12 protein-coding genes are annotated in these 15,519 nt (G+C 72.9%); 6 read left to right on the top strand and 6 right to left on the bottom strand.

The genetic code is table 11. From position 1 onward, the window contains the following. Positions 1-33: 33 nt before the first annotated feature. Positions 34-1,104 (top strand): succinyl-diaminopimelate desuccinylase, encoded by a 1,071-nt coding sequence (dapE, locus tag J2S43_RS30760; RefSeq protein WP_306835058.1) that lies wholly within the window; start codon positions 34-36, stop codon positions 1,102-1,104. Between the two features lie 31 nt (positions 1,105-1,135). On the opposite strand, the gene J2S43_RS30755 is transcribed toward dapE, so the two are convergent. Then, on the bottom strand, positions 1,136-1,297 hold the full coding sequence (locus J2S43_RS30755) for a hypothetical protein (protein ID WP_306835057.1): 162 nt from the start codon (positions 1,295-1,297) through the stop codon (positions 1,136-1,138). A gap of 207 nt (positions 1,298-1,504) precedes the next feature. On the opposite strand from J2S43_RS30755, the gene J2S43_RS30750 reads away from it, so the two are divergent. From J2S43_RS30750 to J2S43_RS30730, 5 genes are all read left to right on the top strand, one after another. Continuing rightward, the gene (locus tag J2S43_RS30750) at positions 1,505-2,302 is read left to right on the top strand and encodes an LOG family protein (RefSeq protein WP_306835056.1); all 798 of its coding nucleotides are present in this window, start codon (positions 1,505-1,507) and stop codon (positions 2,300-2,302) included. Continuing rightward, a complete protein-coding gene (locus J2S43_RS30745; protein ID WP_306835055.1) occupies positions 2,302-2,856 on the top strand; it encodes an LOG family protein in 555 nt (184 codons plus the stop codon). The genes J2S43_RS30750 and J2S43_RS30745 overlap by 1 nt, the downstream gene beginning before the upstream one ends. 725 nt (positions 2,857-3,581) lie before the next feature. Then, positions 3,582-7,484 (top strand): ATP-dependent helicase, encoded by a 3,903-nt coding sequence (locus J2S43_RS30740; RefSeq protein ID WP_442320074.1) that lies wholly within the window; start codon positions 3,582-3,584, stop codon positions 7,482-7,484. Next, entirely contained in the window at positions 7,481-11,020 is a 3,540-nt protein-coding gene (locus tag J2S43_RS30735) for an ATP-dependent helicase (RefSeq protein ID WP_306835054.1), read from the top strand. Before J2S43_RS30740 ends, J2S43_RS30735 begins: the two co-directional genes overlap by 4 nt. Positions 11,021-11,168: 148 nt before the next feature. Beyond that, positions 11,169-11,360, top strand: a complete 192-nt coding sequence (locus tag J2S43_RS30730) for a hypothetical protein (RefSeq protein WP_306835053.1) — start codon at positions 11,169-11,171, stop codon at positions 11,358-11,360. 46 nt (positions 11,361-11,406) lie between these two features. Here J2S43_RS30730 and J2S43_RS30725 read toward each other — a convergent pair whose 3' ends face one another. From J2S43_RS30725 to J2S43_RS30705, 5 genes are read right to left on the bottom strand one after another with little or no spacing between them, the layout of a single operon-like run. Then, positions 11,407-12,333, bottom strand: coding sequence for a sulfite exporter TauE/SafE family protein (locus tag J2S43_RS30725; RefSeq protein WP_306835052.1), 927 nt, complete (start codon positions 12,331-12,333; stop codon positions 11,407-11,409). 57 nt (positions 12,334-12,390) lie between these two features. After that, complete coding sequence (locus J2S43_RS30720; protein ID WP_306835051.1) at positions 12,391-12,816, bottom strand: RrF2 family transcriptional regulator; 426 nt, start codon at positions 12,814-12,816, stop codon at positions 12,391-12,393. A gap of 13 nt (positions 12,817-12,829) precedes the next feature. Then, positions 12,830-13,705, bottom strand: a complete 876-nt coding sequence (locus J2S43_RS30715; protein ID WP_306835050.1) for an ABC transporter permease — start codon at positions 13,703-13,705, stop codon at positions 12,830-12,832. After that, positions 13,695-14,465 carry an ABC transporter ATP-binding protein gene (locus J2S43_RS30710; protein ID WP_306835049.1) on the bottom strand — a complete coding sequence of 257 codons (771 nt, stop codon included), beginning with the start codon at positions 14,463-14,465 and terminating at the stop codon, positions 13,695-13,697. Before J2S43_RS30710 ends, J2S43_RS30715 begins: the two co-directional genes overlap by 11 nt. Beyond that, positions 14,462-15,517, bottom strand: coding sequence for an ABC transporter substrate-binding protein (locus J2S43_RS30705; protein WP_306835048.1), 1,056 nt, complete (start codon positions 15,515-15,517; stop codon positions 14,462-14,464). The genes J2S43_RS30710 and J2S43_RS30705 overlap by 4 nt, the downstream gene beginning before the upstream one ends. Positions 15,518-15,519 lie beyond the last annotated feature (2 nt).

Here is a 15,519-nt window from a genome sequence, read left to right as displayed (position 1 = left end):
GTCACTCACAGGTGAGAAGGTACCGTGCCACCCATGGCGAACCCGCTGACCCCCGACGTGCTGGCCGACCCGGTCGCGCTGACCCGCGCCCTGGTCGACATCGAGTCCGTCTCGCGAAACGAGAAGGAGATCGCCGACTGCATCGAGCTGGTGCTGGCCGACGCGCCGCACCTGACCGTGCACCGGCATCAGAACACGCTCATGGCCCGCACCGACCTCGGCCGGGAGCAGCGGGTGGTGCTGGCCGGGCACATCGACACGGTGCCGCTGAACGACAACTTCCCGTCCCGGCTGGTCGACGACCTGATCTACGGCTGCGGGACCGCGGACATGAAGGCCGGCACCGCGCTGGCGCTGCACATCGCCATGACCGTGCCCGACCCGCGGTACGACGTGACGTACTTCTTCTACGAGGCCGAGGAGATCGACTCCGAGTTCAACGGGCTCCACCTGGTCGCCGGCGCGCACCCGGAGTGGCTGACCTCGGACTTCGCGATCCTGCTCGAACCGACCTACGGCGTGGTCGAGGCGGGTTGCCAGGGGACCATGCGCGCGGTCGTCCGCACCACCGGGAAGCGGGCGCACTCGGCGCGCTCGTGGCGGGGCGTCAACGCGATCCACGCGGCCGGCGAGGTGCTGCGCCGCCTCCAGGACTACGCGCCGCGCTCGGTCACGATCGACGACTGCACGTACCGGGAAGGGCTCAACGCGGTCCGGATCGGCGGGGGCGTGGCCGGCAACGTGATCCCGGACCGCTGCGAGGTCGAGGTCAACTACCGCTTCGCGCCGGACCGGGCGGTCGCCGACGCCGAGGCGCACCTGCGCGACGTCTTCGCCGGTTACGACCTGGAGATCACCGACGCGGCACCGGCCGCGCTGCCCGGCCTGACCGCGGCGCCGGCCCGCGAGTTCCTGGCCGCGGTCGGCGAACGCCCGGCCGCGAAGCTGGGCTGGACCGACGTGGCGCGCTTCGCCGCGCTCGGCATCCCGGCGCTCAACTTCGGCCCCGGCGACCCGAACCTCGCGCACACCCAGGACGAGCACGTCGAGATCGGCCGGATCCGGGACGGCGCGGCGACGCTGCACCGCTGGCTGGCCTCATGAGAAAGGGCCCCGCTCTCCGCGGGGCCCGCTCTCACGCTGCACAATCCTGTGTGGACTTCTCCTCGGACTTCTCGTCCTCGGACTCTGCCGTGGCCTCGCCGTCCAGCAGGGCCATTCGCCGTTCGGCGACGACGTCGCTGATGCGCCGTTGCATCTGACGTCGATGCCGGAGCATCTCGTTCCGGTTGAGCACGGTGGCTCCTCCCCCCGAGGTGACCCGGGCTGACACCCGGGCGCCGTGCTGCGCACTTTGTGAATTAAAGACGTTCGTTCCTTAAGTTTGGTTGCGGTCGTCCTTAGTTTCTGTCGAATTTTCCCCAGATCCGCCCGGCCGGGGTCGGCCGGACGGTCAGATACCCGTCCCTGTCGTGCATTACGGTGATCGCATGAGGGGTATGTCATGACCGGCCGGGGACGACTGACGCCCGAACGGCACCGGGGACCGGTCACGCTGCGGCGCGACGCGATCGAGCCGTCCACCGCGGATCAGAAGCTGCTCGACTCCCGGCAACGCGCGGACTGGAAGACCAGAGACGCGTGGCGGGCATTGCGGATCCTTTCCGAATTCGTGGAGGGATTCGACAGCCTCGCCGATCTGCCGCCCGCGGTCAGTGTCTTCGGCTCCGCCCGCAGCAAGCCGGAGAGCGCCGAGTGCGAGACGGCCGAGCGGGTCGGCGGCGCGCTCGCCCGCGCCGGATACGCGGTGATCACCGGCGGCGGCCCGGGCGTGATGGAGGCGGCGAACAAGGGCGCGAGCGAGGCCGGCGGGCTCTCCATCGGACTCGGCATCGAGCTGCCGTTCGAGCAGGGCCTCAACGAGTGGGTCGACGTCGGCATCGACTTCCGCTACTTCTTCGCCCGCAAGACCATGTTCGTGAAGTACGCGCAGGGTTTCATCGTGCTCCCCGGCGGCTTCGGCACGCTGGACGAGCTGTTCGAGGCGCTCACGCTGGTGCAGACCGGCAAGGTGACGCGCTTCCCGGTGGTGCTGATGGGCAGCGCGTACTGGCGCGGCCTGCTCGACTGGCTGCGCGACACGATGGCCGTCGACGGCAAGATCGGCCCGGCCGACCTCGACCTGATCTGCGTGACCGACGACGTCGACGAGGCGGTCCGCTACATCGTCGAGGCGGACGCCGCGCTCGCGGCCGAGCAGTCCGCGACCCATGACCTGCAGCGTGAGGTGGAAACCTCCTGATGGCCGCGATCTGCGTCTTCTGCGCCTCCGCGAACACCGTCGAGCAGCGCTGGCTGGACCTCGCCACCGAGACCGGCCGCCAGATCGGCGCCCGCGGCCACACGCTGGTCTCCGGCGGCGGCTGCGTCGGCATGATGGGCGCGCTCGCGGACGGTGCCCGCGCCGCCGGCGCCCACACGCTCGGCATCATCCCCCAGGCCCTGGTCGACATGGAGGTCGCCGACACCGCCTCCGACGAACTCGCCATCACCGACGGCATGCTCTCCCGCAAAGCCCTGATGATCGAGAAGTCGGACGCGTTCATCACACTCCCCGGCGGCCTCGGCACGCTCGACGAGCTCTTCGAGGTCTGGACCACCGGCTCGCTCGCGATCCACCGCAAGCCCATGGTCCTGGTCAACACCGACGGCTTCTACGACGGCCTGCTCACCTGGCTTCGCTCGCTGACCGACGCCGGCTTCGTCCGGCCGGGCGCGATGGCCGGCCTGATCGTGGCCGGCACGCTGGACGCCGCCTTCGACGCCATCGAGCCCAAACTGATTCAAACCCCTTGACACCGGGTCCCGGCCCGTCTTCATCACGTTCCGCCGCTCCCGCCGGAGACCGGTCGTCGCTGGCGCTCCTCCCTGCCACACCCGCGGTCGCAAGACCAGGCCACCCCTATCGCGCCCCCGGCCGCGCCGGCCGCTCGCGGTCCCGGCCTGGCTCGCGGCTTGCGTTCCCAGACTGGCCGGCCGCTTGTGGCCTCGGCCTGGCTGAGCGCGTCCATTTCGGGCGCTCCGCGCCCGAAATATCGGCTTATGTCACCCGCACGGTGGGATCGGCCTTGATCGAAGGATCATTGACTGACACGAAAAATAGGTCAACTTCGTTGGATGACCTCCTTTTTGTGTCAGTCATTGATCCTTCCGCGATTCGCGAACGCCGGCCCGTCGAGTCTCGGATCGCGCCCGCAGCCTATGTCCGCCACATCATGAAATCTCGGGCGACGGCGCGCGAAGGGATCATTGAGCGACACACCAGGGCGATCAACTGCGCTCGTCGATCGCCCTGGTGTGTCACTCAATGATCCGGTGCGTAGCGGCGGCGAGGTCCGGCTCGGGCATCCGGCGAGTCGCCGGGGTCGCCGCGGCGGGATGCGACGCGGAGAGAGGCTGGCATAGCGGTTGGACCAGGCGATATGTGGCGTGTCGGTAGGGCGTGATGAGATAGCGCGATGACTGTGGTGCCTCGGCGGACGTATCGGCTGGTGCGCCGGCCGCCGGTCGCCGCGCCGGCGCTGCTGCCGGACGCCGTGCACGATCGGATCGTCGTGCACACGGACGGGCCGTTGCTCGTGGTGGGTGGGCCGGGGACCGGCAAGACCACCACGCTGGCCGAGGCCGTGGCCGCGCGGGTCGAGGACGGGGTGGATCCGGAGCGGATCCTGGTCCTGACGTTCGGGCGGCGCGCCGCGCAGGCGCTCCGGGAGCGGATCGAAACCCGGATCGCCGGGCTCGACGATCACGACGTGATGCATCAACCCATGGTCAGGACCTTTCACGCGTACGCATACAGCCTCCTTCGCCGTGCCGCGGCCGAACGCGGCGAACCGTCACCGCGCCTGCTCACCGGACCCGAGCAGGACCTGGTCATCCGGGAACTCCTGGAGATCGTCGGCGACCCGGAGGCGGCGGCGCAGCCCACGCCGGACACGGCCCAGCTGCTGGGGCGGTCCTCCACCACGAACCGCACGCCCGACGCTCAATCGAGCGCGAGTCAGCCGGGCTCGGCGCGGTCTGGCGGCCAGGAGCCGGACGCCGAACCCCGCCGAGCAGGCGACTCCAGTCGTGCCGGGGCCGAGGACGCGCCGGAGCCGGCCGGGGACGATCCCTATGGCTGGCCGACGGGGCTGCGGCCGGCGTTGCGGACCAGGGCGTTCGCGACGCAGCTGCGGGATCTCATGCTGCGCGCGGTCGAGCGCGGGATCGGGCCGGCCGACCTGACCCGGCTGGGGGAGCGGCTCGGGCGGAGTGACTGGCCGGCGGCGGCGCGGTTCCTGCGGGAGTACGCGGCGGTGCTCGCGCTGCGGGACAGCACCGGGCGGGCCGCGGCGGCCTATGACGCGGCCGAGCTGGTGCGGGCCGCGATGAGGTTGCTCACGGACGACCCGGAGCTGCTGGAGTCGGAGCGCCGCCGGCTCGCACACGTCTACGTCGACGAGCTGGCCGACACGGATCCGGCGCAGGTCGCGCTGCTGCACCTGATCGCGGGCGGTGGCCTGCCGCTGGTCGCGTTCGCCGACCCGGACTCGTCGGTCTACGGCTTCCGGGGTGCGGATCCGTCGATAGTGACGGCGTTCCCGGCGCGGTTCCGCACCGCGTCCGGCGCTCCGGCCGCGACGGTCACCCGGACGATCTCCTACCGCGCCGACCCGGCCCTGATCGACGCGGTCCGCCGCGTCGGCCGCCGCCTGCGCGGCCCGATCACCCACCGCAACCTGACCCCACCTCCGTCACCGGAGCCAGAGCCGGTATCCGGCGTGGCCGCGGCCCCCGAATCGGTTCCGGACTCTGAGCCGGTCCCCGATTCCGGACTTGAGCCAGACACCACATCGGTGGCGAGCGTCGATGCCACCGCCGATGTCGAGGCCGCTCCGACCGGTGCCTTCGACGCCGACGCGGCTGTCGCAGCCGCCGACGCCGGTTCTGTTTCTGCCGGTGGTGGCGTCGCGACTGGCGACGCCGCTGTCGCCGCCGACATTGTTGCCGCTTCCGCCGGTGTTGCTGGTCCCGTCGCCGCGGGCGTTGCCGGAGCCGGCGTCGCTGGTGCCGGCGAAGCTGCCGACGCGGCTGGCGTCGCTGGTGCCGCTGATGGTGCGGCGGCTGGCGCTGTCGGTCTTGCTGCTGGTGCCGGCGGTGCTGATGGCCTTGCCGCTTCCGCTGCCGGCGCCGTTGAGGTTGGCGCTGCTGAAGGTGGCGAGGCCGAAGCGGGGGACGTGGATGCACTGCGGGTGCGGACGTTTCGGTCGGCGGTGGGGGAGTCGGCGTATGTGGCGCATGTGCTGCGGGAAGCGCATCTGCTGGGAGGGGTGCCGTGGGGGCGGATGGCGGTGATCGTGCGGTCGACGCTGTTGCAGCTGCCGCCGCTGCAACGGGCGCTGCACGCGGCCGGCGTGCCGACCGTGACCTATGCCGAGGATCTGCCGCTGCATCTGCAGCCCGCGGTGGCGCCGCTGCTGCTGGTGCTGCGCTGTGCGCTGGAGCCGGATGCGCTGGATGAGGATGCGGCGGTCACGCTGCTGCACTCGCCGCTGGGCGGGGCCGATCCGCTGGCCGAGCGGCGGCTGCGGCAGGGGCTGCGGGCGCTGGCGCACCGGGACGGCAACGACCGGCGGTCGTCCGGTGAGCTGATCGTGGCGGTGCTGCGCGATCCGGCGCCGCTGGACGGCGTGGACCGACGCTGGGCGCGTCCGGCGCGGGCCGTCGCGCGCCTGCTGGAGACCGTGCGCACGGCCGCGGCCGAGCCGGCCAACTCGGTCGAGGACGTGCTCTGGGCGCTCTGGAGCGCGACCGGGCTGGCCGACCGCTGGTATGCGGCGAGCGTCCGGAGTGCACCGCCGCGCGCGGGGGAGAGCGGCCACGTGGAGCGGGCCCGCGCCGACGCGGCCGACCGGGATCTCGACTCGGTGCTGGTGTTGTTCGACGCGGCCGCGCGGTTCGCGGACCGGCTGCCGGGTGCACGCACCGAGGTGTTCCTGGATCACGTGCTGGGCCAGGATCTGCCGGCCGACTCGATCGCGCCGTCCGCGGACCGCGGGGACGCGGTGCGCCTGCTCACCGCGCACGCGGCGAAGGGCCTGGAGTGGGACGTGGTGGCGATCGCCGGCGTGCAGGAGGGCGTCTGGCCGGATCTGCGGCTGCGGGGCAGCCTGCTCGGCTCGGAGCGCCTGGTCGACCTGCTCTCCGGCCGGACCGCGCCGGAGGCGGCCGCGCTGGCCGGGCAGACGTCCGCGCTGCTGGACGAGGAGCGGCGGCTGTTCTACGTGGCCGCGTCGAGGGCGCGAAAGAGTCTGCTGGTCACGGCCGTGGAGTCGGCCTCGGTCGGCACGGCCGACGGTGAGGAGCAGCCCAGCCGTTTCCTGCACGAGATCGCGCAGCTCCAGGACGTACCGGCGGAGGATCTTGATCTTCAGGCACAGAAGCTGCCGCGCGCGCTGACGCTGGCCGCACTGGTCGCGGAGTTGCGGACCGCGCTGACCGATCCGCGGGCGAGCGAGGCTCGGCGGAGGGCCGCGGCCGGGGAGCTGGCCCGGCTGGCGCGGGCCGGGGTGCCGGGCGCGCATCCGGACGAGTGGTGGGGTCTGCGGCGCCTCTCCGACGACCGGCCGCTGGCCGAGGACGGCGAGGCGGTCCGGGTCACGCCGTCCACGATGGAGGGCGCGCTCCGGTGCAGCCTGCGCTGGCTGCTGGAACGGCACGGCGGCAACCCGCCGGCCGGCCCGGCGCAGGGGATCGGCAACCTGGTGCACGCGGCCGCGATGCTGGCCGAGGACGCGAACGCGGACCGGGAGCGGCTGATCGACTACGTGGCCGGCCGCTTCCCGATGATCGAGCTGGCCGCGCGCTGGCTGGCCGGTCCGGAGCAGTCCCGGGCCGAGGGCATGGTGGACAAGCTGCTGCGCTGGCTGGCCGCGAACCCGCGCCGGCTGCTGGCGATCGAGCACGAGTTCGCGGTGCGGCTGGACGACGGCACGAAGCGCCCGATCGACCTGGTCGGCCGGGTGGACCGGCTGGAGGTCGACGACGCGGGCCGGCTGGTCGTGGTGGATCTGAAGACCGGCCGGTCGACCGCGGTGACCGCGGCGGACGTGGCCGAGCACCCGCAGCTGGCCGGCTACCAGGCCGCGGTCGAGGCGGGCGGGTTCGCGGACTTCGGCCTGGAGTCCGGCGGCGCCGCGCTGGTGCAGCTCGGCACGGAGACGAAGGCGGCGCGCGAGCAGAGCCAGGCCGCGGTCGCGGACAGCCCGGATCCCGGCTGGGCGGAGGAGCTGGTCCGGCGCACCGCGGACACGATGGCCGCGTCCACGTTCTCCGCCGTGGTCAACAAGAAGTGCCGGACCTGTCCGGTGCAGACCGCCTGCCCGGTCTCCGGCCGCGGCCGGCAGGTCGTCGAACCACCCACCAGGAGACCGGGTACGTGACCGATCAGCCCGCCCTCTTCACCGCCCCCGAGCGGCCCCGCCGGATCCGGGCCGACGCCGGTCCCCGGTTCACGCCGGGCGAGCTGGCCCGGCTGCTGCACCTGCATCCGCCCACGCCGGAGCAGGCCGCGATCATCTCCGCGCCGGTGGAGCCGCTGCTGGTGGTGGCCGGCGCCGGGTCCGGCAAGACCGAGACCATGGCCGCGCGCGTGGTCTGGCTGGTGGCGAACGGCTTCGTCCGCCCGGAGCAGATCCTCGGCCTGACGTTCACCCGCAAGGCCGCGGGCGAGCTCGCGCACCGGGTGCGGACCCGGCTCGGCCAGCTGGTCCGCCGCCTGGGCCGGGAGATCGCGGGCGAGCCGACCGTGGCGACGTACCACTCGTACGCGGCCCGGGTGGTCACGGAGCACGGCCTGCGCGGCGGGTTCGAGCCGTCCACCCGGCTGCTCACCGAGGCGTCCCGCTGGCAGCTGGTCGACATGACCGTCCGCAACTTCCCGGGCGACCTGGGCGTGGTCGGCCGCGCGCCGGGCACGATCACGGACGCGGTGCTGGCGCTCTCCGGCGAGCTGGCCGAGCACCTGGTCAGCACGGACGAGCTGGCGAGCTGGACCGGCCGGTTCATCGGCGAGGTGGGCAGTCTGCCGGGCAGCCCGGGCAAGCCGGTCCGGGACGTGCTCGGCCGGCAGCAGGCCCGGCTGGGCGTGCTGCCGCTGGTCCGGGCGTACGAGGCGCGCAAGCTGGAACTCGAGGCGATGGACTTCGGCGACCAGATGGCGCGCGCGGCCCGGGTCGCCCGCGACCATCCGGAGGTCGGCCGCGTCGAGCGGGACCGGTACCGGGTGGTGCTGCTCGACGAGTACCAGGACACCAGCCACGCGCAGGTGGTGATGCTGCGCGCGCTGTTCGGCGACGGCCACCCGGTGACCGCGGTCGGCGACCCGTGCCAGTCCATCTACGGCTGGCGCGGCGCGAGCGCGGGCACTCTGGACCGATTTCCCGTTGATTTCAGGCATAGGAACGGGCACAGCGCCGAGGCCGCGGCGCTCACGCGATCATGGCGCAACCGCCCGGAGATCCTGGAGATCGCGAACGTGCTGTCCCTTCCCCTGCGCAGCGCGGGTGCGCGGGTCGCGGCGCTGCGGCCGACGCCGGGCACGGCCGAACCGCTCGGCGGGCACACGGTCCGGGCCGCGCTGCTGCTCACGCACGACGCGGAGGCGGACTGGATCGCCGACGAGATCGTCCGGGCCTGGCAGGCCGCGGGGGAGGACGACACCGCGCTCCCGGAGGAGATCCCGGTCGAGAAGAGGCCGACCACCGCGGTGCTGGTCCGGCTGCGCAGCCAGATCCCGGCGATCGAGGACGCGCTGCGCGCCCGCGGCGTACCCGTGGAGGTCGTGGGTCTGGGTGGTCTGCTGGACACGCCCGAGGTGCGCGACGTGGTCTGCACGCTGCGGGTGCTGGCCGACCCGGCCGACGGCGCGTCGCTGTTGCGGCTGCTGACCGGCCCGCGCTGGCGGATCGGCCCGCGCGACCTGGTGGCGCTGCACCGGCGCGCGCAGCGGCTGGCGCGTGACCGGGCCGCGGACGCCGACCCCGAGGAGGCGGTGATACGGGATCCGCTGGACGAGGCCACGCTGGTCGAGGCGCTGGCCGACCTGGGCGCACCGCAGCAGTTCTCGGCCGAGGGCTACCAGCGGCTGCACGCGTACGCGGCCGAGCTGGACCTGCTCCGCGAACGCCTCGACGCGCCGCTGCCGGACCTGGTCGCGGACACCGAACGCACGATCGGCCTGGACGTGGAGGTCGCGGTGCGCGCGTCCGCGGCCGGGGACGCCGGCCTGGCCCGCGCCCACCTGGACGCGCTCGGCGACGTGGCCGCGCGGTTCGCCGGCGAGGCCGACGGCGGCACGCTCTCCGGCTTCCTCGCGTTCCTGGCCGCGGCCGAGGAGGAGGAGCGCGGGCTCGCGCCCGGCCAGGTCGACGTGGTCGAGGGCGCGGTGCAGATCCTCACCGCGCACGCGGCGAAGGGCCTGGAGTGGGACGTGGTCGCGGTCGCCGGGCTGACCAGGGAGGTCTGGCCGGGTCCGGTCCGCGGGTCCGACCACTACCTCGCGGGCATCGGCGTGCTGCCGTTCCCGCTGCGCGGCGACCGGGACGGGCTGCCCACACTGGACCTGTCCGGCGCGGAGACGTCTCGGGACGTGGCCGGCGCGCTGGACCGGTTCGCGCAGGACTGGAAGGAGCACGACGAGCGGGAGGAGCGGCGGCTCGCCTACGTCGCGGTGACCCGGCCCCGGCGGCTGCTGCTCTGCTCCGGCTTCTGGTGGGGCGACCGGGTGGTGAAGCCGCGCGGTGCGTCCGTCTTCCTGGAGGAGATCCGCGCCTCCTGCCGGGCCGGTCACGGGGACGTCCCGGTCTGGGAGCCGCCCCCGGAGCCGGGAGCGACGAACCCAGGAGCATCCTCGACGGTACGGGTGGAGTGGCCCGCCGATCCGCTCGGCTCCCGCCGGCCCGCGCTGGAGGAGGCGGCCGACCTGGTTCGCGAGCTGCTCGCGGCCGATGCGGCGCCGGTGGCGGAGTCCGAGCCGGAGATCCACGTGAGCCCGCTGGAGGCGGCCCTCGGCGCGCCTCCGGCACCGTCCACGGTGGAGGAACAACCACCACCGGCCGATTCGTCGCCGCCTGGAGAGCCGTCGCCGTCGGGAGAGCCGCCGTCGGGAGAGCCGCCGCCTGGGGGGTCGCCGTCGTGGGGAGAGCCGCCGTCGGAGGCTGCCGCGTCCGGGACCGGGGCGGCGGGCGAGGGGGAGCCGCATGCGGCGGATCCGGCCGAGGAGGCGGAGATCGCGGGCTGGCGGCGGGAGGCGGACCTGCTGCTGGCCGAGCGCGCCGAGCACGCGCACCGCGACGGCCCGCTGGAGGTGGCGCTGCCCGGCCATCTCTCCGTCTCCCAGCTGGTCACGCTGCGCCGGGACCCGCAGTCGCTGGCCCGCGCGCTGCGCCGCCCGATGCCGGCCGCGCCCGCGCCCTACGCACGCCGGGGCACCGCGTTCCACAGCTGGCTGGAGCAGCGCTTCGGCACGGTCCGGCTGTTCGACCTGGACGAGCTGCCCGGTGCCGCGGACGACGGTGCCGCGGACGACGCCGAGCTGTCCGAGTTGCAGGCCCGCTTCCTGGCCGGGGAGTGGGCGGACCGGACACCGATCGAGGTGGAGGTGCCGTTCGCGACCGTGATCGGCGGCGTGGTGGTGCGGGGCAGGATGGACGCGGTCTTCGCCGCGCTCGGCGGCCGGTTCGACGTGGTCGACTGGAAGACCGGCGCGCAGCCGTCCGGCGAGGCGGCGCAGGCGGCCGCGGTGCAGCTGGCGGCCTACCGGCTGGCCTGGGCCGCGCTGGCCGGGGTGCCGGTGGAGCACGTGCGGGCCGCGTTCCACTACGTGCGGGACGACGTGACGGTCCGTCCGGCGGACCTGCTGGACCGGGACGCCCTCACCGAGTTGATCGGCTCCGTCCCGTACCCCGGGGGGAATTGATGTGGTCCGTTTCGCCGTGGTCCGCGTAGTGGCTGATGTAAGGAGCCGTACGGCCGAGGTGAAGCGTCCGATGGTCGACTGTGCATCGACCCTTGACACGACATGCTAGGCGCTCGACTCGTCGAAACACGCAAACGGGGGTTCTGCGGTGGACAACGGAAAGGGCGGGGCACGGGAGATGACGCTGGTCTTCACGCTGGGGCTACTCGGGGTGGGGTTGGCGTCGCTGGCCGCGTTCCTCCCCTGGTATGAGCCGTCCGCGGTGGAGAGCGTGATAGTCGAGTTCCGGATCCCGTTCTTCGACGCTCCCGACGCGGCGGCACAGGGCTCGGGGCGGTGAACGACGGGCGAGGGGGCGGCCGCAGCGGACCGCCCCCTCGTCGTGATCAGGACGCCGTGGCCCGCTGCTTCTCCGCCTCGGCGTCGATCGCCTCCACGGTCTCCAGGTCGCGGTACGCCCGGTACTGCCGCCACGAGTACGCGATGGCGCCCGCCCAGACCAGGTAGATCACGGCGTAGACCGGGTACCGCACCGCGTCCGGCGCGTCGATCCAGTCACTGCGCAGCAGCGACCGCGTGTTGGTCAGGATGATGATGCCGCCGACCGCCGCGCCCAGGATCCGCGGCGGGATGTGCCGGACCAGCCAGGCCGCGATCGGCGCCGCGATCACGCCGCCGAGCAGCAGCGCCGCCACCCAGGCGAAGTCGATGTTCTCGCTGCCGATGCCGATCAGGAAGCCGATGCTGGCCGCGACCGCCACGATGAACTCGCTGGTGTCGATCGAGCCGATCACCTTGCGCGGTTCCAGCCGTCCGCTGGCCAGGATCGCGGGCGTGCCGACCGGGCCCCAGCCACCGCCGCCGGTGGAGTCGACGAAGCCGCCGAACAGGCCGAGCGGCGTCAGGAAGCGGTTGCGCAGCGGCTGCCCGAGCCGGCCCCTGGGCAGGCCCCACGCGGTGAACCGGATCAGGATGTAGAGGCCGAGCGCGAGCAGGATCAGCGCCATCACCGGCGCCGCGACCTCGGTGGAGAGGCTGGACAGGAACGTCGCCCCGGCGAACGCGCCGACGCCGCCCGGGATGCCGATCTTCGCGACGACCTTCCAGTCGACGTTGCCGAACCGCCAGTGCGACGCGCCGGAGACCAGCGTGGTGCCGATCTCCGCGAGGTGCACGGTCGCGGAGGCCGCGGCCGGGTTGGTGCCGATCGCGAGCAGGAGAGTGGTGGAGGTGACGCCGTACGCCATGCCGAGGCTGCCGTCGACGAGTTGCGCGCCCAGCCCGACCAGGGCGAGCAGGATGAGTTTTCGCATGGACCGCTCCTTATGTCGCTGTGCCGGTGGTTCCCTTCGTGGTGGGGTTCTGCGGTGTCACGAGGTGGTCGTGGCCGCGCGGGACCGGGTCAGCAGGTCCGCCAGCGTGGCCGTGTCGACGACCTCCTCGATCGCCTCGTGCACGGCCAGCCAGACGTCGGTCAGGCCGGCCGCGACGCCGTGATAGCCGGCGGCGTCCGCGGGCAGGCCGCGGACCATGGTCAGGGTGCCGCTCACCGCCCGCAGGACGTCGCCGACCGTGATCTCGTCCGCGGGACGGGCGAGCGCGTACCCGCCCTCGACGCCTCGATGGCTGTGCAGCAGCCCGGCCCGGCGCAGGTCCAGCAGGATGCCCTGGAGGAAGCTGAGCGGGATGTCCTGCTCGGTGGCGAGCGCGGCGGCCTTCACCAACTCCCGGCCACCCAGCTCGGCGATGGCCAGCATCGCCCGGACGGCGTAGTCACTGCGCGCCGAGACGTACATGGGCGTGTCCTCCTCAGCTGTTGCGGTCCAGCAAGCCCCAGCGGCGCCGGATGGCCCGGTCCGCGGCACCGAACGCGGCGTCCGCCACCAGGCCGAAGACCAGGATCGTGATCATGATCGAGATGAGTCGCTCGGTGTCGCTGAGTTCGCGGGCGTACTGCAGCTGCGCGCCGATCGAGGTCTTGGTAGCGATCACCACGAGCAGCTCGCCGGCCATCAGGCTGCGCCAGGCGAACGCCCAGCCCTGCTTGAGCCCGGCGACGATGGCCGGCAGCGCGGCCGGCGCGATGACGTACCGGTACAGGTCGAGGCCGCGGGCGCCGATGTTGTGCCCGGCCCGGCGCAGCAGCGGTGGCACGTAGTCCACGCCGTGGAGCACGCCGTTCGCGATCGAGGGCGCGGCGCCGAGCACCACCACGAAGAAGATCGCCTGCTCGCTGAGCTGGTAGAGCATGATGGCCAGCGGGAACCAGGCGATCGACGGCATGGTCTGCAGCGCGGTGATCATCGAGCCGAGCGCGGCGCGCAGGATCCGGCTGCTGGCGACCGCGAGGCCGAGCAGCAGGCCCACCCCGACCGCGGCCGCGAAGCCGACGCCGGCCCGCCGCGCGGTGGTGCCGACGCCGGACCAGAACGCCTCGGACCGTACGTACTCCCACAGGTCGGGGAGGACGATGTCCGGACCGGGGAGCACGTACGCCGGTTTCCAGCCGGACCAGACCACGACCTGCCAGGCCAGCACGGCCAGCGCGATGGCGGTGAGCTTCGGCCAGGTCTGGAACCAGATCTTGCTGAGCCGGGACGGGCCCTTCTCCCGGCCGGCGATCTCCAGCGCGTCGAGGCCGGAGATCGCGTCCTTCTTGTCGGTGACGAGCGTGTCACTGGCCATGGCGGATCACCTCCTTCCGCAGGCGGTCGGTGACGTCGGCCGCGATCGCGGCGACCTCGGGCGCGTCGATCCGCCGGGGCCGCGGCGCGTCGACCGTGGTCTCGTGGATGATCCGGCCGGGCCGGCTGGAGAGCAGCACGATCCGGTCGGCCAGCCGGGCCGCCTCGCGCACGTTGTGCGTCACGAACAGCACGGTCAGCTCGCGCTCCAGGTAGATGCGCTCCAGCTCGTCGTGCAGGATGTCCCGGGTCATCGCGTCCAGCGCGCCGAACGGCTCGTCCATCAGCAGCACCGGGGTGTCCAGCGCGAGCGTGCGGGCCAGCGCCACGCGTTGCCGCATGCCGCCGGAGAGCTGGTGCGGCCGGTGCTTGCCGAAGTCGCCCAGGTGCACGGTGCGCAGCAGCTCCGCGACCCGGTCCCGGCGCTGCGCCCGGTCGAGCTTGCGCAGCTTGAGCGGCAGCTCCACGTTCGCGCCCACGCTCAGCCAGGGGAAGAGCGCGGACTCCTGGAACATCAGGCCGGGCCGCGCGCCGCCGGCCACCTCGATCGAGCCGCCGGACGGCGAGTCCAGGCCGGCGACCAGGTTGAGCAGCGTGCTCTTGCCGCAGCCGGACGCGCCGACCAGGCAGACGAACTCGCCGGGCCGGACCGTGAGGTCGAGGCCGTCCAGTGCGAGGACGGCCTCAGCGCCGCGGCCGTAGACCTTGGTCACCCCGTCGAGGGTGACCGCGGCCCGGGCCGGTGCCTGCGTGCTGGTCATGGCTGCGGGACCTCGGCCTCGCCCGCGGCCTTCAGCGCCTCGTTCAGGTACGACAGGTCGTACAGCCCCTTCAGGTCGACCGGCTGGGTGAGTTCCACCGCGACCGCGTGGTCCAGGCCGGTGGCCAGCGAGGACGCGATCGGGTCGTTGGTGAACTCGATCGTCTTCCAGGCCTGTGCGATCAGCTCCAGGTCCAGCGGCTTACCGGTGATCTTGCCGATGTGGTCGGAGATCGCCTTCTGCGAGTCCGCCTCGTTCTCGTGCAGGTAGTCGTTCGACGCGACCTGGCCGGCGACCAGCGCCTTGACCACGTCCGGGTGCGCCTTCAGGAACTTGGTGCTGACGATCAGGTTGGTGATCACGAACTTGTTGTCCGGCCACAGGTCGCGCTCGTCGACGAGGACCTTGCCGCCCGCGTTGACCAGGCGGGACACGAACGGCTCCGGCACCCAGGCGCCCTGGATCGCGCCGCTGGCGAACGTCTCCACCGTCTGCGCGTTCTCCTGCGGCACGATCGAGACGTCGCCGCCGCCCTCCTTGGTGGCGGTGAGCCCCTTCTCCTTCAGCCAGTAGCGGAACGCCACGTCCTGCGTGTTGCCCAGCTGCGGCGTGGCGATCTTCTTGCCCTTGAGGTCCTCGACGCCGTTGATCTCCGGCTTGACCACCAGCGCGACGCCGCCGGACGCGGAGCCGGAGACCACCCGGACCGCCTCGCCGTTCGACTTGGAGTGCGCGTTCACGGTCGGGTTCGGCCCGATGTAGGTGGCGTCGATCGCGTCCGAGAAGAGCGCCTCGACCGCGGCCGGGCCGGCGTTGAAGGTCTTGGTCTCGAGCGTGACGTTGCTGCCCAGCTTGTCCTGGAAGATGCCCTTTTCGACGCCCACGACGGCGGAGGCGTGCGTGATGTTCGGGAAGTATCCGAGCCGCAGCGTGACCGGGCCGCCGTCCGCGCCGGCGGCCTCGCCTGCGCCACCGCAGGCGGCGAGCGCGCCCACGGTGGCCGTGGCGAGTGCCACGGCGGCGGCCAGGGTTCGCAGCCGAAGAGAGCTCATCG

The organism is Catenuloplanes nepalensis (assembly GCF_030811575.1).
GTDB classification, from domain to species: Bacteria; Actinomycetota; Actinomycetes; order Mycobacteriales; family Micromonosporaceae; genus Catenuloplanes; species Catenuloplanes nepalensis.
The sequence above is the reverse complement of the archived record's forward strand: the minus strand, read 5'-3'. Positions and strand labels throughout refer to the sequence as shown.

Bases quoted from the DNA above. Each gene is read 5' to 3' on its own strand.
- J2S43_RS30720 (WP_306835051.1), bottom strand. From the start codon at position 12,816: ATGTACGTCTCGGCGCGCAGTGACTACGCCGTCCGGGCGATGCTGGCC.
- J2S43_RS30710 (WP_306835049.1), bottom strand. From the start codon at position 14,465: ATGACCAGCACGCAGGCACCGGCCCGGGCCGCGGTCACCCTCGACGGG.
- J2S43_RS30715 (WP_306835050.1), bottom strand. From the start codon at position 13,705: ATGGCCAGTGACACGCTCGTCACCGACAAGAAGGACGCGATCTCCGGC.
- J2S43_RS30750 (WP_306835056.1), top strand. From the start codon at position 1,505: ATGACCGGCCGGGGACGACTGACGCCCGAACGGCACCGGGGACCGGTC.
- J2S43_RS30725 (WP_306835052.1), bottom strand. From the start codon at position 12,333: ATGCGAAAACTCATCCTGCTCGCCCTGGTCGGGCTGGGCGCGCAACTC.
- J2S43_RS30705 (WP_306835048.1), bottom strand. From the start codon at position 15,517: ATGAGCTCTCTTCGGCTGCGAACCCTGGCCGCCGCCGTGGCACTCGCC.
- dapE (WP_306835058.1), top strand. From the start codon at position 34: ATGGCGAACCCGCTGACCCCCGACGTGCTGGCCGACCCGGTCGCGCTG.
- J2S43_RS30745 (WP_306835055.1), top strand. From the start codon at position 2,302: ATGGCCGCGATCTGCGTCTTCTGCGCCTCCGCGAACACCGTCGAGCAG.